This window comes from Moraxella catarrhalis, from assembly GCF_001632285.1.
GTDB lineage: Bacteria > Pseudomonadota > Gammaproteobacteria > Pseudomonadales > Moraxellaceae > Moraxella > Moraxella catarrhalis.
This window is the reverse complement of sequence record NZ_LWAH01000017.1, coordinates 26,295-50,900: the sequence shown is the minus strand read 5'-3', so window position 1 is coordinate 50,900 and position 24,606 is coordinate 26,295. Positions and strand designations below refer to the sequence as shown.

At 41.3% G+C, this 24,606-nt stretch carries 20 protein-coding genes and 2 tRNA genes; 16 read left to right on the top strand and 6 right to left on the bottom strand.

Annotated elements, in window-relative coordinates:
• The first annotated feature begins 95 nt into the window (after nt 1–95).
• From A4U55_RS08665 to serA, 10 genes are all read left to right on the top strand, one after another.
• A tRNA-Trp gene (locus tag A4U55_RS08665) sits at nt 96–171 on the top strand.
• A gap of 63 nt (nt 172–234) precedes the next feature.
• Entirely contained in the window at nt 235–708 is a 474-nt protein-coding gene (gene secE / locus A4U55_RS08660) for a preprotein translocase subunit SecE (RefSeq protein WP_003656505.1), read from the top strand.
• Nucleotides 709–729: 21 nt separating this feature from the next.
• Nucleotides 730–1,260, top strand: coding sequence for a transcription termination/antitermination protein NusG (nusG, locus tag A4U55_RS08655; protein WP_003656503.1), 531 nt, complete (start codon nt 730–732; stop codon nt 1,258–1,260).
• Between the two features lie 100 nt (nt 1,261–1,360).
• Entirely contained in the window at nt 1,361–1,792 is a 432-nt protein-coding gene (gene rplK / locus A4U55_RS08650; RefSeq protein ID WP_003658756.1) for a 50S ribosomal protein L11, read from the top strand.
• Nucleotides 1,792–2,493 carry a 50S ribosomal protein L1 gene (gene rplA, locus A4U55_RS08645; RefSeq protein ID WP_003656500.1) on the top strand — a complete coding sequence of 234 codons (702 nt, stop codon included), beginning with the start codon at nt 1,792–1,794 and terminating at the stop codon, nt 2,491–2,493. The genes rplK and rplA overlap by 1 nt, the downstream gene beginning before the upstream one ends.
• Nucleotides 2,494–2,804: 311 nt before the next feature.
• Entirely contained in the window at nt 2,805–3,308 is a 504-nt protein-coding gene (gene rplJ, locus A4U55_RS08640; RefSeq protein WP_003656498.1) for a 50S ribosomal protein L10, read from the top strand.
• A 57-nt stretch (nt 3,309–3,365) separates the two neighbouring features.
• Nucleotides 3,366–3,740 (top strand): 50S ribosomal protein L7/L12, encoded by a 375-nt coding sequence (rplL, locus tag A4U55_RS08635; RefSeq protein WP_003656495.1) that lies wholly within the window; start codon nt 3,366–3,368, stop codon nt 3,738–3,740.
• Nucleotides 3,741–4,159: 419 nt separating this feature from the next.
• Nucleotides 4,160–8,251, top strand: a complete 4,092-nt coding sequence (gene rpoB / locus A4U55_RS08630) for a DNA-directed RNA polymerase subunit beta (protein WP_003656492.1) — start codon at nt 4,160–4,162, stop codon at nt 8,249–8,251.
• Nucleotides 8,252–8,330: 79 nt separating this feature from the next.
• Nucleotides 8,331–12,569, top strand: coding sequence for a DNA-directed RNA polymerase subunit beta' (gene rpoC, locus A4U55_RS08625; RefSeq protein WP_003670911.1), 4,239 nt, complete (start codon nt 8,331–8,333; stop codon nt 12,567–12,569).
• A gap of 208 nt (nt 12,570–12,777) precedes the next feature.
• On the top strand, nt 12,778–14,010 hold the full coding sequence (gene serA, locus A4U55_RS08620) for a phosphoglycerate dehydrogenase (RefSeq protein WP_226889978.1): 1,233 nt from the start codon (nt 12,778–12,780) through the stop codon (nt 14,008–14,010).
• Between the two features lie 43 nt (nt 14,011–14,053).
• On the opposite strand, the gene A4U55_RS08615 is transcribed toward serA, so the two are convergent.
• The gene (locus A4U55_RS08615; protein ID WP_172953023.1) at nt 14,054–14,266 is read right to left on the bottom strand and encodes a hypothetical protein; all 213 of its coding nucleotides are present in this window, start codon (nt 14,264–14,266) and stop codon (nt 14,054–14,056) included.
• 19 nt (nt 14,267–14,285) lie between these two features.
• Between A4U55_RS08615 and gorA the strand changes: the two genes are divergently transcribed.
• A complete protein-coding gene (gorA, locus tag A4U55_RS08610; protein WP_003672530.1) occupies nt 14,286–15,656 on the top strand; it encodes a glutathione-disulfide reductase in 1,371 nt (456 codons plus the stop codon).
• Nucleotides 15,657–15,897: 241 nt separating this feature from the next.
• On the opposite strand, the gene nagZ is transcribed toward gorA, so the two are convergent.
• Nucleotides 15,898–16,971 carry a beta-N-acetylhexosaminidase gene (nagZ, locus tag A4U55_RS08605; RefSeq protein ID WP_003656484.1) on the bottom strand — a complete coding sequence of 358 codons (1,074 nt, stop codon included), beginning with the start codon at nt 16,969–16,971 and terminating at the stop codon, nt 15,898–15,900.
• 235 nt (nt 16,972–17,206) lie between these two features.
• Here nagZ and A4U55_RS08600 point away from each other — a divergent pair, with 235 nt between their 5' ends.
• Nucleotides 17,207–19,381: a carboxy terminal-processing peptidase gene (locus tag A4U55_RS08600; RefSeq protein WP_003656482.1), complete on the top strand. Its 2,175-nt coding sequence runs from the start codon at nt 17,207–17,209 to the stop codon at nt 19,379–19,381.
• 126 nt (nt 19,382–19,507) lie between these two features.
• On the opposite strand, the gene A4U55_RS08695 is transcribed toward A4U55_RS08600, so the two are convergent.
• On the bottom strand, nt 19,508–19,666 hold the full coding sequence (locus tag A4U55_RS08695) for a DUF1328 family protein (protein WP_003656479.1): 159 nt from the start codon (nt 19,664–19,666) through the stop codon (nt 19,508–19,510).
• Nucleotides 19,667–19,943: 277 nt separating this feature from the next.
• On the opposite strand from A4U55_RS08695, the gene A4U55_RS08595 reads away from it, so the two are divergent.
• Nucleotides 19,944–20,019 (top strand) — tRNA-Phe (locus A4U55_RS08595).
• A gap of 90 nt (nt 20,020–20,109) precedes the next feature.
• Here A4U55_RS08595 and A4U55_RS08590 read toward each other — a convergent pair.
• Nucleotides 20,110–20,907, bottom strand: coding sequence for a sulfite exporter TauE/SafE family protein (locus A4U55_RS08590; RefSeq protein WP_063454264.1), 798 nt, complete (start codon nt 20,905–20,907; stop codon nt 20,110–20,112).
• Nucleotides 20,908–20,984: 77 nt separating this feature from the next.
• Here A4U55_RS08590 and A4U55_RS08585 point away from each other — a divergent pair, with 77 nt between their 5' ends.
• Together A4U55_RS08585 and A4U55_RS08580 are read left to right on the top strand one after the other, a co-directional pair.
• Nucleotides 20,985–21,878, top strand: a complete 894-nt coding sequence (locus A4U55_RS08585) for a biotin--[acetyl-CoA-carboxylase] ligase (protein WP_003656475.1) — start codon at nt 20,985–20,987, stop codon at nt 21,876–21,878.
• A gap of 54 nt (nt 21,879–21,932) precedes the next feature.
• On the top strand, nt 21,933–22,640 hold the full coding sequence (locus A4U55_RS08580) for a pantothenate kinase (RefSeq protein ID WP_003656473.1): 708 nt from the start codon (nt 21,933–21,935) through the stop codon (nt 22,638–22,640).
• A gap of 17 nt (nt 22,641–22,657) precedes the next feature.
• On the opposite strand, the gene A4U55_RS08575 is transcribed toward A4U55_RS08580, so the two are convergent.
• Nucleotides 22,658–23,080 (bottom strand): MAPEG family protein, encoded by a 423-nt coding sequence (locus A4U55_RS08575; protein ID WP_003658768.1) that lies wholly within the window; start codon nt 23,078–23,080, stop codon nt 22,658–22,660.
• Nucleotides 23,077–23,490 carry an OsmC family protein gene (locus A4U55_RS08570; RefSeq protein WP_003656469.1) on the bottom strand — a complete coding sequence of 138 codons (414 nt, stop codon included), beginning with the start codon at nt 23,488–23,490 and terminating at the stop codon, nt 23,077–23,079. The genes A4U55_RS08575 and A4U55_RS08570 overlap by 4 nt, the downstream gene beginning before the upstream one ends.
• A 531-nt stretch (nt 23,491–24,021) precedes the next feature.
• Here A4U55_RS08570 and A4U55_RS08565 point away from each other — a divergent pair.
• Nucleotides 24,022–24,519: an RNA pyrophosphohydrolase gene (locus tag A4U55_RS08565; RefSeq protein WP_003656465.1), complete on the top strand. Its 498-nt coding sequence runs from the start codon at nt 24,022–24,024 to the stop codon at nt 24,517–24,519.
• Nucleotides 24,520–24,606: the final 87 nt, after the last annotated feature.

The window sequence follows — 24,606 nt, the reverse complement described above, 5'->3', positions numbered from 1 at the left end:
AGGGTTTGGTTTTTTGTTGGGTATTGCTTGAATTTTTTAGATAAAATACTTGCAAAAAATAAAAAGTTTGCTATAATAGCAATCCTTAATACCCTAGGCGATTGGCTCAATTGGTAGAGCATCGGACTCCAAATCCGAGGGTTGGGGGTTCGAGTCCCTCATCGCCTGCCATCTTATTATTCATACCATTCTTTTAACTTCATAAAAATTGGTCATTCCAAGGCAAGTCCCTGCATGAGCGATAATAAAGACAATTTGGATATCCAATCTGGAACTTCAGCATCTGGCTCACAACATACAAAAGACCCTATCACGGTTGCAAAAGAGAGTGTGGTAGAGGTTGCTAAAAAACATTCAGCAAAAGATTTTTTGTTGTGGTTAATTGCCATCATTGCTATGATCTCAGCAACTTTGGTATCCCAATATTTGCCAAGGTATTGGGCACCTGCCAATAATGTTTGGACACAGATTGCTATTACGGTAAGCTTGGTTGTATTTGGTTTTATATGTTTGGCGTTTACCAATCAAGGATCAGCTTTCAAAACATTGTTAAAAGATGCAGGTATTGAGCTGCGTCGTGTGACATGGCCAACCAAAGATGAGACTGCTCGTTATACTTGGCAAGTAATTTTGATAATGATTATTTTTGGAATTATCATTTGGTTGCTAGATATGTTTTTTAGCTACATTGTTGGCTTGATTATTTAAATAACTAAAAAGGGTTGATAAATGCGTTGGTATATCATTCAAGCGTTCTCTGGTTACGAAAATCAAGTACAGCGTTCTTTGGTTGAACGCATTAAACGTAGTGAATTTGCTGATAAATTTGGTGAAGTGCTTGTACCGACTGAAGAAGTTGTTGAAATGCGTGAAGGTAAAAAATACACCATGCAGCAAAAACTTTTCCCAGGCTATGTCCTGATTAATATGGAAATGAATGAAGATACTTGGCATATTGTCAGATCTTGCCCAAATATCACAGGATTTATCGGTGGCACGCCAGAGAATCCTGCACCAATTACTCAGATTGAAGCAGATCGTATCCTAAATCGTATTAATAAAACTGGTGATGCACCGCGTCCAAAAACCATGTTCGAGCCTGGTGAAGAAGTGTTGGTTATTGATGGTCCGTTTACGGACTTTAAAGGCCTTGTCAAAAAAGTGGATTATGATAAGTCAAAATTACATTTGACTGTTAGCGTATTTAATCGCCCAACTGAAGTTGAGCTTGAATTTAATAAAGTTGAAAAGATTAATTAATTGCCGTATAATATACGGTTTTGGCTCTGGTCAATAGCTAGAGTTTGTTATTAACTTGGGGAGCTGTTTAGCGTTATTACCCATTATTGGAGAGATTCTCATGGCAAAGAAGATTGATGGCTACATCAAGCTACAAGTGCCTGCCGGAAAGGCAAATCCATCGCCACCAATTGGTCCAGCGTTGGGTCAAAAAGGCGTAAATATCATGGCATTTTGTAAAGAGTTCAATGCTGCTTCTGCAAATATTGAGCCAGGCTTGCCTATTCCTGTTGTAATTACCGTTTTTAATGACAAGTCATTCACTTTTGTGATGAAATCACCTCCTGCAGCAGTTTTATTGCGTAAAGCAGCAGGTATTTCAAAAGGTTCAAGTACGCCTAACACTTCAAAAGTTGGTACTGTAAACCGTGATCAGCTTGAAGAAATCGTAAAAACCAAGCAAGCGGATTTAACCGCTGCTGAACTTGAAGCGGCAATTCGTACCATTGCAGGTACTGCTCGTTCAATGGGTATCACTGTGGAGGGTGTGTAATGGCTAAGCTAACTAAGCGTCAACAATTAATCAAAGATCGTGTCGATAGCAACAAGCTATACACGATCGAAGAAGCCGTTGCAATTTTGAATGATTTGCCAGCAGTAAAATTCAAAGAGTCAATTGATATTGCGATTAATTTGGGTGTAGATCCACGCAAATCTGATCAAGTTGTTCGTGGTGCAACCAATCTACCTGCAGGTACTGGTAAAACTAAGCGTGTTGCAGTATTTGCACAAGGTGCTGTTGCTGATGCTGCCAAAGAAGCGGGTGCAGATGTCGTTGGTTTTGAAGACTTAGCAGAAAGCATCAAAGCTGGTAATATGGATTTTGATGTTGTTATCGCATCACCTGATGCTATGCGTGTTGTCGGTCAGCTTGGTACCATTCTTGGTCCACGCGGCTTGATGCCAAACCCAAAAGTTGGCACAGTAACTGCTGATGTCGCTACTGCCGTAAAAAATACTAAAGCAGGTCAGGCACAGTATCGTGTTGATAAAGCAGGTATTATCCATGCTTCTATCGGTCAAGTGGGCTTCACTGCTGATCAAATTGAGCAAAATGCAACAGCTTTATTAAATGATCTTAAACGTGCTAAACCAGCAACTTCTAAAGGTATTTATATTAAGAAGATTACATTATCTAGTACTATGGGTCCTGGCATCACAATTGATCCAGTGCCACACCGTGTTAATAAGTAATCAATACATTGAGTTAAATTCTTATAATTTAACTTGATTTAAAAATTTTATTGATTATAATAATACAATTTTGATGGCTAAAGTTTACTTTGGTCATCAACAGAATTTTGACAAATTAATATTTATTAGTTCAGCACAACGGGTTGTGCTGTCTAAGACCGTAGGTATTGCTAAGCAATCTAATAGGAGAAACCTGCCTACGCAGACGGTGAGACTATATTGTCGCCGTAATGGTGCAAACATCCTTTGGTGTTTGTGAATTTGACTTATTGCTTTTGTGGTATTTTAAGCAATAATTTTGGAGACAACCCATGGCACTAAATCTTCAAGACAAACAAGCAATTGTTGCTGAAGTAAATGAAACTGCCAAAGGTGCGCTCTCTGCTGTAGTTGCCGACTCGCGCGGAGTTACAGTAGCAAAGATGACCGAACTTCGTAAAGCTGCTCGTGAGGCAGGTGTTGATATGCGCATTGTACGTAACACTTTGTTGCGCCGTGCCTTAGCTGATACCTCTTTTGAGTGCATGAACGATGTATTCGTTGGTCCTACATTAATCGCATTTTCAAATGAGCATCCTGGTGCAGCAGCCCGTTTGTTCAAAGAATTTGCAAAGGCCAACGATAAGTTCGAAATCAAAGGCGCAGCTTTTGAAGGTGAATTTATTGACGCAAAATCTATCGATCGCCTAGCTACCCTACCAACTTACGACGAAGCTATTGCGCGTCTAATGGGTACGATGAAAGAAGCAGCAGCAGGCAAACTTGCACGCACTTTGGCTGCACTTCGTGATAAGATGGAATCAGAAGCGGCTTAATTTACTGTCATATTTTAAATTTATTTACTCTCATACCTTTATTTAGGAATAATTGCTATGTCACTAACTAATGAACAAATCTTAGACGCAATCGCAGAAAAATCAGTTATGGAAATCGTTGAACTTATCTCTGCGATGGAAGAAAAATTCGGTGTATCTGCAGCAGCTCTAGCAGCAGCACCAGCAGCTGGCGGTGATGCTGGCGGTGCAGCTGAAGAAAAAGATGAGTTTGATGTTGTTCTAACCAGCGCAGGCGATAAAAAAGTTGCTGTAATTAAAGTTGTGCGTGAAGTTACCGGTCTAGGTCTAAAAGAAGCTAAAGACCTAGTTGAAGGTGCGCCACAAACTGTTAAAGAAGCTGCATCTAAAGCTGAAGCTGAAGAGCTTAAGAAGAAGCTTGAAGAAGCTGGCGCAAGCGTCGAACTTAAATAATTTTTCTAAATTGCTGTTCATTAATCAACCAGCAATTTAAAAATTATTTTTTAAAAAGCCAATAATATATTGCATTATTGGCTTTTTTTTATTATAATTAAGTATTTGACCTTTTGTGTATCTATTTTTATGGTGGGATAGAAACACATCCCAAAAGGACAAACGCACCCATGCAAGCTGAACGACTTACCTATTATTAACAGTGATTTGCTAGATACTGGATGGTATTTGGTGATTTTTTGTGTCTATCTGTCTTTATTTCGTGTAATTTTCCTTTGTCGAGTTCAAAAAATGGGTGCTTATTCTCAAGAATCGCAATGATTCTTTCATATTTTGATTTTAGCTATTAAAATAGACAAAATCTTTGGCAGTGTTTGCCTCTTTGGCAACATATTTTTAAGTTAATCTAAGGAATCTTAATGGCATATTCTTATACCGAAAAGAAACGTATTCGCAAAAGTTTTTCAAAGCTTCCAGATGTCATGGATGTGCCTTATCTGCTTGCCATCCAAGTGGATTCTTATGAGCAATTCTTACAAGAGCATAAAAAACCAAAAGCTCGTGCCAACATTGGTTTACAAGCGGCTTTTTCATCAATTTTTCCGATCGAAAGCCACTCTGGTAATGCTCAATTGCAATTCGTTGAGTATTACTTGGGTGAGCCTGAATTTGATGAGCGTGAATGTATTATGCGCGGTTCAACTTTTGCGGCACCTTTGCGTGTAAAAATTCGCCTTATTATTAAGGATAAAGAAAATAAAACTGCCATTAAAGATGTTCGTGAACAAAGCGTTTATATGGGCGAAATTCCATTGATGACAGATAATGGTACTTTTATTATTAATGGTACTGAGCGCGTCATCGTTTCTCAATTGCATCGCTCACCTGGTGTTTTCTTTGACCATGATAAAGGTAAGTCGCATTCAAGCGGTAAAGTGCTTTATAACGCACGCATTATCCCTTACCGTGGTTCTTGGCTTGATTTTGAATTTGATGCTAAAGATTTGGTGTACGCGCGTATTGACCGCCGTCGTAAGTTGTTGGCAACGATTATTTTGCGTGCCATTGGTATGGATACCGCTCAAATTTTAGATCAATTTTTTGAAAAAGTTGAAGTATTTAAAGGTGATGAATCCTTTGAAATTGAACTGGTTGCTGATCGTTTAAAAGGTGAGATGGCTCAGTTTGATATTGTCGGTCCTGATGGTAATGTGATTGTTGAACAAGGTCAACGCATTAACGCACTTCGTGTAAAACGAATTTTAAACTCAGGTATGACCAAGCTTGCGGTACCTGATGAATATTTGTATGAGCGTATCATTGGCGAGGATATTGTGGTTGGGGATGAGGTTTTGGTTCGTGCCAATACCTTGATCGACCATGAGATTCTGGTAAAACTTGCTGAAAAAAATGTTCAATCATTTAAGATTTTATTCACGAATGATATCGATCATGGTGCATATATTGCTGACACGCTACGCGCCGATACAATTGTGACTCGTGAAGAGGCATTGATTGAGATTTATAAAGTGATGCGTCCAGGTGAACCACCAACACTTGAGACTGCTGAAAAACTTTTTGAATCAATGTTCTTTAGCCAAGAGCGTTACGACTTGTCTAATGTGGGTCGTATGAAGTTTAACCGTCGATTGGGTCGTGAGTTCATTGATACCGATGATATGGATGTGCAACGCGAACAAGGTGTTTTATCCAATCAAGATATCGTTGATGTCTTAAAAGAGTTGATCGAGATCCGTAATGGTCGTGGCGAGGTGGATGATATTGACCACTTGGGTAATCGCCGTATTCGCTCTGTGGGTGAAATGACTGAAAACCAGTTCCGTATCGGTTTGGCACGCGTTGAGCGTGCTGTTAAAGAACGCTTAACCACAGCCGATTCTGATAATTTGTCTCCTCAGGACTTGATTAACTCAAAACCTGTGGCAGCATCTATTAAAGAATTTTTTGGCTCAAGTCAGCTATCGCAGTTTATGGATCAAAATAACCCATTATCTGAGATTACCCATAAACGCCGTGTATCAGCATTGGGTCCAGGTGGTTTGACGCGTGAGCGTGCAGGCTTTGAGGTTCGTGATGTCCATACGACCCACTATGGCCGTGTGTGTCCAATTGAAACCCCTGAAGGTCCAAACATTGGTTTGATTAACTCTTTAGCGACTTTTGCCAAAACAAATAATTTTGGCTTCTTGGAGACACCGTACAGACGCGTCGTTGATGGGCGTGTGACTGACGAAATTGAATATGTTTCTGCCATCGAAGAAGTAGGCATGGTAATCGCACAAGCCGACTCACCAATGAATGACAAGGGTGAGCTGACCGAAGAGATGGTTAGTGTTCGTCACGATGGTGAATTTGTGCGTATGAGCGCCGATAAAGTTACTCATATGGATGTTTCACCGCGTCAGGTGGTATCGGTAGCAGCAGGTCTAATTCCATTCTTGGAGCATGATGATGCAAACCGTGCCTTGATGGGTTCAAACATGCAGCGTCAGGCAGTTCCAACACTGCGTAGTGATAAGCCACTTGTAGGTACGGGTATGGAACGCCATGTGGCGCGTGACTCGGGCGTGTGTGTGGTCGCTAAGCGTGGTGGTGTGATTGAAGAGGTTGATGCCAGTCGTATCATTGTGCGTGTCAATGAGGATGAAATGACTGCAGGTGAAGCGGGTATTGATATTTATAATTTGATTAAATACACCCGTTCCAACCAGAATACCTGTATTAACCAGCGTGTTATCGTCAATGAAGGCGATGAAATTGAGCGTGGCGATATCTTGGCAGATGGCCCATCGACTGATCTTGGCGAGCTTGCACTTGGTCAAAATATGCGCGTGGCATTCATGCCTTGGAATGGCTATAACTTTGAAGACTCAATTTTACTTTCTGAGCGAGTGGTTCAAGAAGACCGTTTCACCACGATTCACATTCAAGAGTTAACTTGTGTGGCTCGTGATACCAAGCTTGGACCAGAAGAAATTACAGGCGATATTCCAAATGTCGGTGAGGCTGCATTGGCAAATCTTGATGAAGCGGGTATTGTGTATATCGGTGCTGAGGTCGATGCTGGTGATATTTTGGTTGGTAAAGTAACACCAAAAGGTGAAAGTCAGCTGACCCCAGAAGAAAAACTACTTCGTGCGATTTTTGGCGAAAAAGCGGCGGATGTTAAAGATACCTCTTTGCGTGTACCATCATCAACCAAAGGCACGGTCATTGATGTGCAAGTCTTTACCCGTGATGGTCTTGAAAAAGACAGCCGTGCCAAATCTATTGAAAAAGCCATGCTTGATGATTACCGTAAAGATTTAAAAGAAGAACTGGTGATTTTTGAAGCAGCTGCAAAAGGTCGTATTTTAAGCTTACTTGATGGTAAAAAAGTCAGCGGTGGTGCAGGCTTTAAAGCAGGTACGATTCTAAGCACTAAAGACATCGAAAATTTGCCACTAGAAAGCTTGCTAGATATCCAGCCTGCTGAAGAGGAAGTTTCAGAGCGTTTGGGTCAGATTGCTGAATTCTTAAGTGATAAGCAAAAAGATATCGATAATAAATTTACCGAGAAAAAACGCAAATTAACTCAAGGTGATGACTTAGCACATGGCGTTCAGAAGATTGTTAAGGTGTATTTGGCGGTTAAGCGTCGTATCCAGCCAGGTGACAAGATGGCAGGTCGTCATGGTAACAAAGGGGTTGTATCACGCATCATGCCAGTTGAGGATATGCCATATGATGAAAATGGTAATCCTGTAGATATCGTACTAAACCCATTGGGCGTACCATCTCGTATGAATATCGGTCAGGTGCTAGAGACCCATTTGGGTATGGCAGCCAAAGGTTTGGGTGATAAGATTAATGCCATGTTGCGTTCGCAAGTTGCTGTGAGTGAGCTTCGTGAATTCTTAGATAAGATTTATAACCAAGTCGGTGGTGAGCAAGTAGATTTAGACAGCTTGTCTGATGAAGATTTATTGGCACTGTGTCAGAACCTAAAAGATGGTGTCCCAATGGGTACGGCCGTTTTTGATGGTGCCAAAGAAACTCAAATCAAAGAGCTGTTAAGTTTGGCCGACCTATCAACCACAGGTCAGCAAACACTTTATGATGGCAGAACAGGTAAGAAATTTGATCGTCCTGTTACGGTTGGCTACATGTATATGCTTAAGCTAAACCACTTAGTCGATGATAAAATGCACGCCCGTTCAACTGGCTCTTATTCACTGGTAACACAGCAACCTCTTGGCGGTAAAGCACAATTTGGTGGTCAGCGTTTTGGTGAGATGGAGGTTTGGGCGCTAGAAGCTTATGGTGCAACTTACACTCTACAAGAGATGCTGACGGTGAAGTCGGACGATGTTGAGGGTCGTACACGCATGTATAAGAATATTGTCGATGGCGAGCAGTATATGAATCCTGGCATGCCAGAGTCGTTCAATGTCTTAACCAAAGAGATTCGCTCGCTGGGTATTAATATTGACTTAAAAGAAAAGAAGTAACTTAGCCTAAGACCAACATACCCAGTGATGAAATCGTCGCTGGGCGTAAAGATTACGACGAATACAACGGAGAAACCTTTTGAAAGATTTATTAGATATCATGAAAGGCCCTGCTGACAATGGCGTCAAAGAATTTGATAGCATTCAAATTTCTTTAGCGTCACCTGAGGCAATCAAATCTTGGTCGCATGGTGAGGTCAAAAAGCCAGAAACCATTAACTACCGCACCTTTAAACCTGAGCGTGATGGTCTATTCTGTGCCAAAATTTTTGGTCCTGTCAAAGACTTTGAGTGTTTGTGCGGCAAATATAAACGCCGTAAATTTCAAGGCATCATTTGTGAGCGTTGCGGTGTTGAAGTGACTGCGGCTAAGGTTCGCCGTGAGCGTATGGGTCATATTGAGCTTGCCTCTCCAGTTGCGCATATTTGGTTTTTAAAATCGCTACCTAGCCGTATCGGTCTTCTTTTGGATATCACTTTGCGTGATATTGAGCGTGTGCTTTATTTTGAAAGCTATATCGTGACCGATCCTGGTATGACCAGTCTTGAAAAATATCAGCTGTTGGATGATGAAGAGTATTTTAATGCACTTGAACAATATGGCGATGAGTTCATTGCCAAGATGGGTGCTGAAGCTGTTCAAGATTTACTGCGTGATATTGATGTGGATGGCGAAATTGATGAGCTTCGTACTGCAATTCCACAAACTGGCTCTGAAACCAAACTGAAAAAAATGTCCAAGCGCTTGCAGTTACTTGAGTCTTTCCGTGACTCAAATAACAAGCCTGAGTGGATGGTGATGACTGTGTTGCCTGTGTTGCCACCAGATTTACGCCCTTTGGTACCGCTTGAAGGTGGTCGTTTTGCCACATCAGACTTGAACGATTTGTATCGCCGTGTGATTAACCGTAATAATCGTTTAAAACGCCTGCTTGAGCTGAATGCACCTGATATCATTGTGCGTAACGAAAAGCGTATGCTACAAGAAGCAGTTGATGCACTACTGGATAATGGTCGCCGTGGCCGTGCTATTACAGGGTCTAACAAGCGTCCATTAAAATCGCTTGCTGATATGATTAAAGGCAAGCAAGGTCGTTTCCGTCAAAACCTACTTGGTAAGCGTGTGGACTATTCTGGACGCTCGGTGATTGTGGTTGGTCCTACTTTGCGTCTGCATCAGTGTGGTTTACCAAAGAAAATGGCACTTGAGCTGTTCAAGCCGTTTACCTATGCCAAATTGCTGCAAAATGGCATTGCAAGTACCATTAAAGCCGCCAAAAAAATGGTTGAGCGTGAAGAGCCAGCCGTTTGGGATATGCTTGCGATGGTCATTCGTGAACATCCTGTCCTACTAAACCGTGCACCAACACTTCACCGCTTGGGTCTGCAAGCGTTTGAGCCTGTGTTAATTGAGGGTAAAGCAATTCAGTTGCACCCACTGGTGTGTGCTGCGTTTAACGCCGACTTTGACGGTGACCAAATGGCAGTTCATGTACCGCTGACTTTAGAAGCTCAGCTTGAGGCTCGTGCTTTGATGATGTCAACCAACAACATCTTGTCGCCTGCAAATGGTGAGCCGATCATCGTGCCTTCTCAAGATGTTGTGCTTGGTTTGTATTATATTAGCCGTGGCGGTGTGAATGCCAAAGGCGAAGGCATGGTATTTAGTACGGTGAATGAAGCTCTAAGAGCAATTGGTTCAGATGATTTATCTGTGAATGCCAAGATTAAAGTTCGTGTCGCTGAGACAATTTTGGATGAAAAAACAGGTGAAAAAATCAGTCATACCAGTATCCAAGATACCGTAGCTGGTCGTTTGCTAATTTGGAATATCATGCCAGAAGGCATGGCGTTTAGTGAGTGTAACACGGAGATGACCAAGAAAAATATCTCTAAGCTGTTAAACTCATGCTATCGTAAGCTGGGTGTTAAAGAATCGGTAATGTTTGCTGACCATCTGATGTATTTGGGTTTTGCACAAGCGACTTTATCGGGCATTTCGATTGGTATGGAAGATATGGTTATTCCACCAACCAAAAAGCAGATCGTGGATACAGCTGATGCTGAAGTGCGAGATATTGAACAACAATTTGAGCAAGGCTTTGTCACTGCAGGTGAGCGTTATAACAAAGTTGTTGATATTTGGGCGCGTACTTCAGATAAAATTGCAAATGCGATGATGGATAACTTGTCTAAAGACGATGTGATCAACGCAGACGGTGAGACCGAAACGCAAAAGTCATTCAACTCAATTTATATGATGGCCGACTCAGGTGCTCGTGGTAGTGCCACGCAGATTCGTCAGCTTGCAGGTATGCGTGGTCTGATGGCTAAGCCAGATGGCTCAATTATTGAAACACCAATTAAAGCCAATTTCCGTGAAGGCTTGACGGTACTTCAATACTTTATCTCAACGCACGGTGCCCGTAAAGGCTTGGCAGATACCGCCTTAAAAACAGCAAACTCAGGTTATCTAACACGCCGTTTGGTTGATGTCGCACAAGACTTGGTCATCACCCAAGATGATTGTGGTACAGATGCAGGTCAGCGAATGACACCTGTGATTGTTGGTGGTGAAATTGTTGAACGCTTGGGTGATCGTGTGCTTGGTCGTGTTGCTGCCAAAGATGTCGTGAATGCAGATGGCGATGTGGTTGTACCATCGGGCGCTTTGATTGATGAAAGATTGGTTGAAAAGTTAGATGCCAATGCGATTGATGAAGTGTATGTACGCTCAGTCATTACTTGTGAAGCCACCCAAGGCGTCTGTGCTAAGTGTTATGGTCGTGATTTGGCTCGTGGCCATTTGGTCAATATTGGCGAATCTGTTGGGGTGATGGCGGCACAGTCGATTGGTGAGCCAGGTACTCAGCTGACCATGCGTACTTTCCATGTCGGTGGTGCTGCTTCTGCTGCTTCTGTTGATAACAGTGTCTCAGTTGGTAATGCAGGTTCGGTTCGTTTTCACAATATGAAAACTGTTCAGCATGCCGATGGTCATTTGGTTGTTGTCTCTCGTTCGGCAGAGATTGGCGTGGCTGATGATCAAGGTCGTGAGCGTGAGCGTTATAAAGTGCCTTATGGCTCAAGCGTCTTGGTGCGTGATGCAGATGCTGTTGAAGCAGGGCAGGTAATCGCCAAATGGGATCCACATACCCATCCAATTATTACAGAATTCTCAGGTACCGCACGCTTTAGTGACATTACCGATGGCATGACAGCAACGGTTAAGGTAGATGAGATGACGGGGGTGAGATCATTTGAAATCTTGACCAGCAAAGACCGTCCAAGTATTGCTAAGGATTTGCGTCCTGCGATTATTCTTGATACCGATGAAGGTAAAGAAGTGGTTTATTTCCTACCGAACGAAACCATCATTCGTGTATCTGAAGGCGAGCATGTCACGGCAGGTTCGGTGCTTGGTCGTGTACCACAAGCAACCTCAGGTACTAAAGATATTACCGGTGGTCTGCCACGAGTTGCCGACTTGTTTGAGGCACGCCGTCCAAAAGATCATGCCATTATGGCTGAGATGAGCGGTGTGGTCAGTTTTGGTAAAGAAACCAAAGGCAAAAACCGCTTTATCATCACCAATGAAGATGGTGATGTGCATGAAGAGCTGATTCCGAAATGGCGTCAAATCAATGTCTTTGAAGGAGAGACCGTTGAGCGTGGTGAGGTGGTTTCTGATGGACCTCAAAATCCGCATGATATTTTACGCCTAAAAGGTGAGACCGCATTGGCAAATTATATTGTCAATGAAGTGCAAGAAGTTTATCGCCTACAAGGGGTAAAAATCAACGACAAGCACATTGAAGTCATCGTTCGTCAGATGTTGCGTAAAGTTGAGGTTGTCGATGGTGGTGATTCAAGCTACTTTAAAGGCGACCAAGCAGAATACTCAAAAATTCGTACGCTCAATGCTGAATTGATCGCTAATAATAAGTTTCCTGTTCAATACGAGCGTCAGCTTTTGGGTATTACTAAAGCAAGTTTGGCAACCGAAAGCTTTATTTCAGCAGCGTCCTTCCAAGAAACGACCCGTGTCTTGACCGCCGCTGCAGTGATGGGTAAGGTGGATGATTTGTCTGGCTTGAAAGAAAATGTGGTTGTGGGTCGCTTAATTCCAGCAGGTACGGGTTTGGCATATCATCAATCTCGCCAAAGAAAAGCTCAAAATGCTGGTAACCAAACTGCCCAAGTGGATGAGTTATTATCAGTCATAACAGCTGAACCGCCTACAACTTCAGAAGATAATTTGAGTATTGAAGACAACTTTGCCAAAGCATTCGCTGATGAGCTGGGTTCTCAAGAGTAAGTGTGTATTTTCAAAGGCTCGTTTCTAGGAACGGGCTTTTGTTTTTAGGCTAAAATAAGAGGTCTACTCCAACCAAAGCTCTGATTATTATTTTAAGTCATGACAGTTTAAAATTTGCCTGATAAGTTACATTCACACATTCGTGAATATATTGCAAATTTACATCAATGCGTGTATAACTATAGTTTTGATTGTCACCTAAAAGGATATTCTTATGACTTTATCATTAAATAAAGAAAAAATCCGCTTTTTGTTACTTGAGGGTGTTCATGAAAATGCACTAAAAGTACTCAATGAAGCAGGCTATACCAATATTGAATACATCAGTTCAGCACTTGATGAGGCTGAGTTGATAGAAAAAATTAAAGATGCACATTTTATTGGCATCCGCTCACGCACTCAGCTGACACGCAAGGTGCTTGAAGCCGCCGAAAAGCTGATCTGTATCGGCTGTTATTGTATTGGAACCAATCAAGTGGATTTAGATGCAGCGCTTGAATTGGGTGTTCCTGTTTTTAATGCACCTTATTCAAATACGCGTTCTGTGGCAGAACTTGTACTTGCTGAGACGATTATGCTCATGCGTGGTATTCCTGAAAAAAATGCAGTGGTTCATCGTGGTGGCTGGAATAAGTCTGCCAAAGACAGCTATGAGGTACGAGGCAAAACCATGGGCATTGTTGGCTATGGCTCCATCGGTTCGCAGTTATCTGTACTGGCTGAAAGTTTGGGTATGAAAGTAATCTATCATGATGCGATGACCAAGCTTCCCTTGGGCAATGCCACACAAGTAGGTAGTTTGGAGGAATTGTTGTCAAAAGCGGATGTTGTTACCTTGCATGTACCCGATTCAAGCAGTACACGCAATATCATGACTGCCAAAGCATTTGAACAGATGAAAGATGGGTCTTTTTTCATCAACGCTTCTCGTGGCAGCTGTGTGGACATTGATGCATTGGCGGCAGCACTTGAGAGCAAAAAAATTCTTGGTGCAGCAATTGATGTTTTTCCAAAAGAGCCAAAATCAGCAGATGAAGAGTTTGAATCACCATTGCGTGCCTTTGATAATGTGATTTTGACACCACATGTTGGCGGTTCAACGCAAGAAGCTCAAGCGAATATCGGCTTGGAAGTGGCTGAAAAATTTGTACGCTATTCTGATCAAGGCGATACAACCAGTGCTGTCAACTTTCCAAATGTCTCTATTCCGTTTACTGATGGCACGCATCGCTTATTGCACATTCACCGCAATGTCCCAGGCGTATTGTCACAAATCAATGCATCATTTGCCGATGCAGGCATCAATATTATTGCACAGTCTTTAATGACCAAGGGCGATGTTGGTTATTTGGTTATGGATGTGGATGATAATGATTCTGACCGAGCATTAAAGCGTTTGCGTGCTGTACCAGAAACCATCCGAGTCAGAGTATTGTTTTAATTGATTTTATCAAATTCAATCATGATGATAAAACCGCTTTTAATCAGGCGGTTTTTGTGATTTTATGGTACAATAGATTAATAATAACATAATAATTTTGTGCAAGTCGTACTTGACTGTTTGACTGTTTGACTGTTTGACTGTTTGACTGTTTGACTGTTTGACTGTTTGACTGTTTGACTGTTTGACTGTTTGACTGTTTGACTGTTTGACTGTTTGACTGTTTGACTGTTTGACTGTTTGACTGTTTGCACATGATAAAAATGAGGAAAACAATGACCAAACATTATGACTATCTTGCCATTGGTGGCGGTTCAGGTGGTATTGCATCGATTAATCGTGCTGCCCAATATGGCAAAAAATGTGCCATTATTGAAGCCAATTTGATTGGTGGTACTTGTGTTAATGTTGGATGTGTACCCAAAAAAGTCATGTGGTATGCTGCCCAAATCGCCGATGCCATTCATAAATATGCACCAGACTATGGATTTAAAGGCAATATTGATGAGTTTAATTTTGGTCAATTAATTCAATCACGCCAAGCGTATATTGAGCGTATTCACCGATCTTATCGTATGGTATTTGAAAGAAATGGCGTTGAATTGATTCAAGGATTTGCCCGTTTTATTGATAAAAATACCGTTGAGGTGGCTTATGATGATGGCACAACCGAGCAAATCAGTGCTGACCACATCGTCATCGCAACGGGCGGGCAAACAGTCAGACCTGATATTATCGGTCAGGAGTTGGGTATTGACTCAGACGGATTTTTTGCACTCGATGAGATGCCAAAGCGTGTGGCTATCATTGGTGCAGGTTATGTCGCAGTTGAGGTGGCAGGTGTCATGAACAGTTTGGGTGCTCAAACGCATCTGATGATTCGTGGCAATCAGCCACTGCGTTCATTTGATGATGATATCGTTGAGGTGTTGGTTAATGTCATGCAAAATGATGGCATTCAAATACACACAGGCGTCAATACACAACAAATTATCCAAAATGAGGATAAAACGCTGACGGTTGAATTTAATGATGGACAAAACCTCACCGTTGACTGTGTGATTTGGGCGGTAGGTCGCAAGCCTGCAACAGATCAGCTTAATCTTGATGCCGTTGGTATTAAAACCAATACCAAAGGCCAAATCATCACTGATAAATTTCAAAATACCAATATTGAAGGCATTTATGCTGTTGGGGATATCGTTGCAAATGGTGTTGAGCTGACGCCTGTAGCGGTGGCATCAGGACGACGATTATCTGAAAGACTGTTTAACAACAAGCCAGACGAGCATTTGGAGTTAAACTTGGTGCCGACGGTAATTTTCAGCCATCCACCGATTGGGACTGTGGGCTTAAGTGAAGCGTCAGCAATTGCACAATATGGTGCTGATAATATCAAAGTTTATACCTCGAACTTTACGCCGATGTACAGTGCGGTAACATCACATCGTGAGCCATGTCGAATGAAGCTTGTCTGCTTAGGAGAGGAGCAAAAAATCATTGGACTACACGGTATTGGTTTTGGCATGGATGAGATGATTCAAGGGTTTGCGGTTGCGATGAAAATGGGTGCAACTAAGCAAGATTTTGATGATACCATTGCCATTCATCCAACGGCTGCCGAAGAATTTGTCACGATGCGTTAATCGTCAAAAATCATCAAATTTATTATCAAAAAACCCATGAGTATCACTGATGGGTTTTTTGATGGTAGGTTTGTGTGTGCGTTAAACAGTTGGTAAAAATAAAATGATTATTTTTGCATAAAAATTGACCAAATTTTTTCTTTTGGTTTAATCGCAGAAATTTGTTTGATAAAAAACTTGCAAACTTGACTTTTTTCAAAAAAATGGATAATTGCTCATTTTGTGTGACAAATACAAAAGTTCAACATACGCTATAAACTGTTGGGTCTTTGGCTAAGGTTTCATGATTTTCTTGAAAAAATGCGGCTTGTATACGATGTTTAGCCGCCTGCCATAAAGGAAATTGATGACAGGTTGCTTCTAGGCTACCTTGCCATGTTGGAATGTTGCCCGCCATCTTTATCAAGCGATGCTGGGGCGTATCTTTCAGCTTTTTGGCAGTTTCAATGGCAAGTAATGCATTTTGACGATGATTGCAAACCAGTGCCATATCACAGCCAGCTTCAATGGCAGCAACCACACGCGCATCTATACCGCCTACAATGTGTGCCGCTTGCATGCATAAATCATCTGAAAAAATCACGCCATCAAATCCAAGCTGATTGCGGACAATATCTTGAATCCAGATTTTAGAAAATCCTGCAGGTTTGTCATCAACTTGGCTAAAAACCACATGGGCAGGCATGAGTGCATCAAGTTTATCTAAAGTTTTGATAAAGGTTTGGGTATCATAATCCATTATCTCATCAAATGAGCGTTCATCAATGGCATCAGCAATGTGCGAGTCAGGGGCAATAGAGCCATGACCTGGGAAATGCTTGCCTGTGGTTGCCATACCAGCATTTTTCATACCGTCCATGAATTGCCTTGATAATGTTATGATGGCATCTGGATTTGCATGAAAAGCACGATCGCCAATGACAAGGCTTTTGCCATCAATATCAAGCACTGGTGCAAAGCTAAAATCAACACCGACCGCCAAAACCTCGCAGGCCATCAGATAGCCACAATCATAAGCTAAAGATAACGCATCTTTGGGCGATTTATCGTATAATTGACCCAGTTTACCCATGGCAGGCAACGATGAAAATCCTTCTTTAAAGCGAGCAACCCTTCCGCCTTCTTGGTCAACACCGATCAGTAGTTGGGGGTTGATTTGGCGTATTGAATCGGTCAGTGTTCGCACTTGAGCGGGTGATTTGACATTGCGTGCAAATAAAATAATGCCACCGATTTCTGGATTGGATAATAATTCAATATCGCTGCCATCTAATGATTGACCTGCAATATCTGCCATGATAATACCTTTTGCCACAAAATCCTCCAACACATTCAAATAAGACCAAACATAATATTTATGGGCATATTATGCCATGAAAATCAAAATAAAACTTTGGTGAATGTTGATTTTGTGGTTAAACAATAACCTTGTAACGATTGCTTAAGACAGGTGTACAAAAATACGCACTTGGGTAAAAAAAACTTTGTGATTTTTGTGCTAAGATAGCGAATATTTTAAGATTTTATTTGCTAACTGTTAGGATACAGACATGTCAAAACAACAATATCTTTTATCGGGCGTGGCAAGTGCCATGGCTTTTGCATTATTTGCAAGCAGTGTGGCATCATTTGCTCAAGCATCTGACCGCACTGCATTTATACAAAAGCCAGAGCAAAGGGTGACCGCACGACAAGTGGCGATATTGCTTGATCGAGCACATTATAACGACCAAAGACTTGATGAAAGCATGAGCCAAGTTATTTTGCAGCAATATTTTGATAAGCTTGACCCTAACCGTACGCTATTGTTACAATCCGATGTGGATGAATTTATTAGCAAATATGGTAAAACTTATGCAGCTTATTTAATACGTGGTGATTTGACGCCTGGTATTGAGATTTTTGAGCGTTTTCGTACGCGTTCTTTTGAGTATTTTAAAGCTGCCAAAGCACACTTAGCAACAGATATTGATTTATATACCAATAAAAGCATTATATTAGATCGTGAAAAAGCACCACGGTTTCGGAGCAAAAAGGAGCAACTTGAGTATTGGAAAAACCAAACGACATTGTCATTAATTACCATTATGATTAATCAAGACAGCGACAAAGCAAAAGATCAGGTTTATTTACAAAATCCTGAGTTGGCTCGAGGTCAAGATTTGGTCAAGGCTGAAAGTCGCACCCCTAAAGAGATTTTATTAAATCGTATCAAACGCCAAGAAGAACAGCTTGAACGACTGAAAAATGATGAGGTGATGGAGTCGATACTTGATGCGGCAGCCATCGCATATGATCCACACAGTAATTATTACGCTCCCATTCAAGCACAGGATATACAAATCCAAAATAGTCTACAGCTTGAGGGCATTGGTGTTTCTATTCGACCCGATCGCAAAAATCCTGATTACACACGCATTATCAGTTTGGTTGATGGCGGTCCTGCTGCCAAATCAGGTCAGATATTGGCAAATGATTTGATTATCGGTATAGCCCAATCTGATGGTGAAATGGTGGATACGATAGGCTATAGCACCAGAGAAATTGTTGCTTTAATCCGTGGTACTCGTGGTACTGAGGTAACCGTCAAGGTCAAGCAGCCAAATACACCAGATTCGCAGGCCAGAACGGTTACTTTGGTGCGTGATATCATTCGACAAGAAGAATCAGGCGTGCAGTATCGAGTGATTGACATGCCTTATGATGGTAGTATAAAAAAAGTTGGTGTGATTGAGATTCCAAGCTTTTATCTGAATTTTAAAGCACGCCGTGAGGGTATTGATGCCAGTCAGTACCGCAGTGTCAGCCATGATACCCAAAAAGCTTTACAAGCGTTAACCGACCAAGGTATCGATGGCTTGGTGGTTGATTTGCGAAATAATCCCGGTGGTTCACTTGATGAAGTTGCCAAAATGCTTGCCATGTTCATCAAGGAAGGTCCTTTGGTGCAAATTCGTGATAATCGTGGTAATGTGCAAGTTTTTGAAGATACAGACGGTGGGCATCAATTCTATGATGGAAAATTGTCTGTACTCATTAATCTTGGTTCGGCATCAGCCAGCGAGATTTTTGCAGCCGCCATTCAAGATTATGGGCTAGGTTTGGTGGTAGGTAGCACAACCACTGGCAAAGGCACGGCTCAGACTCAGCGAGATGATTTGGCATTAGGTTCGATGACTTTGACGCAGCGTAAATTTTATCGTGTGAATGGTGGCAGTACCCAAACCAAGGGTGTTGTACCAGATGTTGAATTGGTAAATATTTATGAAGGCATTGAATTTGGTGAGCGTGAATATAAAAATCCATTGCCTTGGGATACCATTAACTCAACCAATTATCACGCTGAAGGTAAATATTCGCCAAGCCTGTTAAGCTCACTCAATAAGCAATCCAAAGCCCGCCAAGCAAGTGACCCACAGTTTAGGTATTTATCTGAACTAAATGCCATTCGCACGCTTGATGATGATAAAAAACCGACTGAGATTAATTTACAAAAACGCCGTGCCAGACTTGATATGATTGAAAAACGCACCTTGGCTGCTGAAAATGCACGCAGGCAAGCCACAGGCGAGGCACCATTTGTAGATTGGTCAACTTATCAGGCCAATTTGGAGGCATTGGCTGAAGAGCGGAGCGCTATGAAAGAAAATGAGCGTCCAAAGTTGCCCGAAAGCGAGGTTTATGTGTTTGAGGCAGCACGCTTGATGTTTGATGCTGAGCGATAATTTGTTGGCATAAATCTGCTAATTGCGATGAATTAAGCAAACCAAATTGAGTAAAATAAAACAGTCTGTTGTCATAACAGACTGTTTATGTTTTAATCATCTTTGAGGCAATGAGCTATGGAATAATTATCTACGGCGACCACCCACAAAGCCGATCACAAATAAGACAACAGCGATAATTAAGAAAATATAAGCAAACTCTTTGCTTAACCCTGCAATATTACCAAATCCTAAAAAGCTTGCGATAATGGCGATAATTGCAAAAATAATTGCCCAGCGAAACATAGGATTCTCCTGATAATGACTGGCATGTGTCCAATAAATTTGTATTAACCAGTTTGGGTGAAAAAACACGGTATTTTCTTGTATTCTTAGAAGTTATTTTAGAGAAATAATTTTATTAAACATATTGATGAATTGTAAGCTTTATGAAACTACATTAAATATTATGTAATCTCTTGTTTGTATCAGCGCATAAACCTGATAATTTGATACAAAATGCAATTTTGGAAATATTTTTCTTGACAAGTTGATGAAATTTTGTTTTAATACGCATCAATTCGGCGTGATAGCTCAGTCGGTAGAGCAACGGATTGAAAATCCGTGTGTCGGCAGTTCGATCCTGCCTCTCGCCACCATATTAAACCCCAAGCAGCTGCTTGGGGTTTTTGGTTATTTACCGTTTAAAAAAGCACCTGTCATAGACCGATGCTTTTTATAATGAAGTCTTAAATTCCGCTAATAATTAGCCGTACGCCTACAATCATCAACAGTACGCCAAAAGCACGCTTAAGAGTTTGAGCGGGTAGAGCGTGAGCCAACTTGGCACCAACTTTTGCCATGATAAAACTTAAAATACTGATTGTAATAAATGCTCCAATATGCACAAATCCGATCAAACCATCAATATTGGCAGTACCAACTTGATGCCCAAACCAAATAAAACCAAATGCTCCTGCCAAAGCAATGGGCAAGCCACAGGCGGCTGATGTACCGACGGCTTGTCGCATGGGAACACCATTTTGGCTTAAATAAGGCACAGTTAAGCTACCGCCGCCGATACCAAAGATGGCGGATAAAATACCGATGACAACGCCAGCAAACCCTTGTTTATAAGCAGGCGGTGGTGGTATGTCTAGTCTTTCTTGATTGGGGAAAAACAGCATTTTGATCGCCACTAAGATAGCCCCAGCCCCTAAAATTGCTTGTAATGCCGCACCGCTAATCAGCGTTGCAACCCAAGCACCAAATAAGCTGCCAAGTACTAAGCCTTTTGACATATTCTTAAAAATCTCCCAGCGTACACCGCCACGCTTATGGTGTGCAGTCATCGAGCTGATAGAAGTTAAGATGATGGTTGCTAATGCTGTACCAACAGCAACATGAGGTACGATATCAGTTGGCATACCATATGCTGCCAAAATCCAAATCAGTGCAGGCACAATCACCATGCCACCACCCACACCAAATAGCCCTGCACACAGCCCAGCAATGATACCAGCTGCTGCAAACCAGATATAAATCATCGACATTCATCCATTATTTCTTTAAATTTGTGCTATTATAACGCACTTTTATTATCTTTGTCGTAAATTGTCATCTGATGAATGTTAACCAAAGCAACTTTGACCAACTGTGGCAAACCATCCAAAACCATCATGAACATCATGCCAGCATCTTAAGCACAAATACTGAGCTAAAAAATACTGTGATACGGGGCGAAAAATCGCACAGCCTGTTACATCTGATGACAGCTGACCACCAAAGTTTGGGTCGTGGACAACATGGTCGTTCTTGGGTGAGTAGTCAAGGCGCGGTTTTTTTATCGTTATATGTACCAATGCAAAGTCAAACGCAGGATTTTGGTATCAATCAATTATCTGGTTTAATCTCTTTGCTGGTGGGTTTTTATTTGATAAAAATGCCAATCATAACACAGATGAATCAAATCCGACAGACGATGAATTTGCCGAAAATTGGGGTTAAATGGGCAAATGACTTGGGGGTTTTTGATGAAGATTCCCAAAGATTTTGGAAATTGGCAGGGGTTTTGATAGAGCCGATTTTTGTTGCTAAAAATGACCATCGCAGCTTGGTAGGATTGGTTTTTGGTGTGGGCATGAATGTTCAACACGCACCAATCATTCAAAGCGGTACTTATCAAGCGACCAGTCTAAATATGCTTTGGTATCCATCATTGGGGGCATTGCCATCAGCTCAAGATTTATATCAACCCATTTGCCAAGCCATTTGTCGGGCAATTTTTCATCATCATCAATTGATGACATCTCAAAAAACAGCAACTGGTTTTATCAATCAATTCAATCAGATGCATCTATTAACAGATCGACAGGTAGAAATATTTACCCAAAATGATGATACGGGTAATCGTTTATCAGGAAAGTGCCTTGGTGTTGATGAACGAGGGGCGTTATTGGTACAAAATGAGCAAGGCATACAAACAATCTTTGCTGGTACGGCCAAGATGATGACTTGAAAATTTTTTAAATCAATCTTTTTAAATAGAAAAAATAATCAGAGGCAAAATGAGATGGTGCTGTGGCTTGATTTGGGCAATACTCGGTTAAAATATTGGCTGATTAACAATGGTCAAATTATCTTATCAGATGCTAAAGAACATCTAAAAGCCCCCAATGAACTTTTATTGGGTTTGCTTGGTGTGTTTACACAATTTGAGCCAAATTTTGTAGGAATATCCAGTGTATTGGGCGAAAAAATTAACCATGCCATCACCAAAACTTTAAAAGAGCTTGGTGTGCCTTTTGAATTTGCCAAGGTGAATCATCGCCACCCAATGCTTTGTAGTCGCTATGAGCCATCACAATTGGGTGTGGATAGATGGTTACAGATGCTTGGTGCAGTAAATGGTCATAAACAATGTGTGGTTGGTTGTGGTACGGCATTAACGATTGATATGATTGATGAAGGTGAACATTTGGGTGGTTATATTTTGCCCAATGTTTATATGCAGCGTCATGCGTTATATGCAGGAACACAGCAAATTGATGTTAAACAAGGGCGATTTGATGGGTTAAGTCTTGGTACGACCACCGATGACGCTGTAAATCATGGGGTCTTATTTGGGGTGGTGGGCGCTGTCGCCAGTGTGCAAGCCAATTATCCAAATTTTGAGATGATATTGACAGGTGGCGGTGCACAAATGCTAAGACCACATCTAAAACATATTCAGGTAGACGAAGAGCTGTTATTAAAGGGACTGCAAAGATATTTTTGTTAATTGTTATCTTGTCAATCTTAAATACCCATTTGATATGCCAAAATAAAAAGCATGATACAACAGCTCAATGAAAACATCCATGTCACTGAACGCAAGATGGATAAATTGGTTGCATAGCTCATAATAAAACAGATGCGAAAGATAAGATAACCTGTTGCCAGTATATTGATGATACTAACAGGCACAAAAGTATAAAGTGCAATGAGTACAGAGGCTAAGAAAATTGGCAGACTTTCAAAGCTATTGGTCTGAGCGTGATTGAGTCTTGCGGCGGCTCCGTGAGTATTTGCCAAAAACTCACGAGGTGTTTGATTGTCTTTTATGTTATAACCACCCAAATATTTGGCAAGAGCGGCACACACAAAAGGTAATAGACAGGCGATGACCATCAAGATGATGGTAAGCTTGATATTGGTATCAGCAAACAGTGCAGCGATCATTTCTCAATAATCTCATAATCATGAGTGATATTCACCCCACCTGATGATAACATGCGTGAGGCTGAACAGTATTTTTCGGCAGACAGCTCAATGGCTTTGGCAAGCTGCGATTCTTTGATATCGCTGCCAGTTACCACAAAATGCAAGTGAATATCGGTAAATACTGCAGGGATAGTATCGGCTCTGTGGGCATGCATTTGGCAACGGACATCCGTGATGTCTTGACGAGATTTTTTCATGATGGTGACAACATCATAACTGGCACAACCACCAAGCCCTAATAAAATCAGCTCCATCGGACTTGCACCAGCGGTTTTATTACCGTCAAGATGTATGGTATGCCCTGATGGTGAAGTACCAATAAAATGTACGCCATCTTCCCAAATCAGTTCTGCGTCTAATTGTGCCATATCAAACTCTTTTTATGTTAAATTTTACTTTTTATAGCATTCATTTTACTTGGTTTGGCAGCGTTTGGCAAACCATTTACCAAATTATTGATTTTAGTTTCGCCAATCGATTTTTGGACGAGTTAAAATCTTATCATTATCAAAAATCACGACCCAAATGAGGCAACTGATAGGTTGGTTAAACCAAAATCCGATGTCAGGGTGCTTGGATAAAACCCTATACTTTTGTACTGTTTTTTGGTTTAATAGACAACAAGTCATTCATCAAAAGTTTTTGATGAAATTTAAATGAATTTGGAGCTATCTGATTTTGGTACTTATCATGAAAATCCCTGTTTAAACATCAGGATAATCGTCAGTCTTCAAGCAAAAAGGTCAAGTTTGATGGTTTTTTATCAAGCAAGCTTTTGCCATTAAGCCATAAGATGTCGCCATTTGTCATGTAACCATGAATGAAAATTGTCAATTGTTATCAATTTTCAATAACAAGGTATCAATGCTGGGTATCTCCTATATATTAAGAGTTTGATTATGATTGATGCAGACGGATTTCGTCCAAATGTCGGCATCATCTTGGTAAATGCACACGGGCAACTTTTGTGGGCAAAGCGTATCGGTCATGACAGTTGGCAGTTTCCTCAAGGCGGTATCAGTCATGGCGAAACACCACTAGATGCGATGTATCGTGAACTGTATGAAGAAGTGGGGCTGCATCCTGAGCATGTCAAAGTGCTGGCAGTCACCCGTGATTGGTTGCGTTATCGCTTGCCTAAGCGTTATTTGCGTACAGGGCAGGAGCCTTTGTGCATTGGACAAAAACAAAAATGGTTTTTGTTATATCTGGATGAAGCTAATACCAAATACATTCGTTTTGATGTGGGCGTACCTGAATTTGACGACTGGCAATGGGTGAGTTATTGGTTTCCTTTGACGGGTGTTGTACCGTTTAAAAGAAATGTATATCAGCGGGCATTGCTTGAGCTGATTGATGCTGTACCCAAACGAAAGTCTTTGGTGGCAAATATGTAATAAATATGTAATAAGCGTTAAAACCATCACCAAAATTGGTGATGGTTTTTTGCTATGATTTGAGTTTTGCGATTAGCATACTTAGGC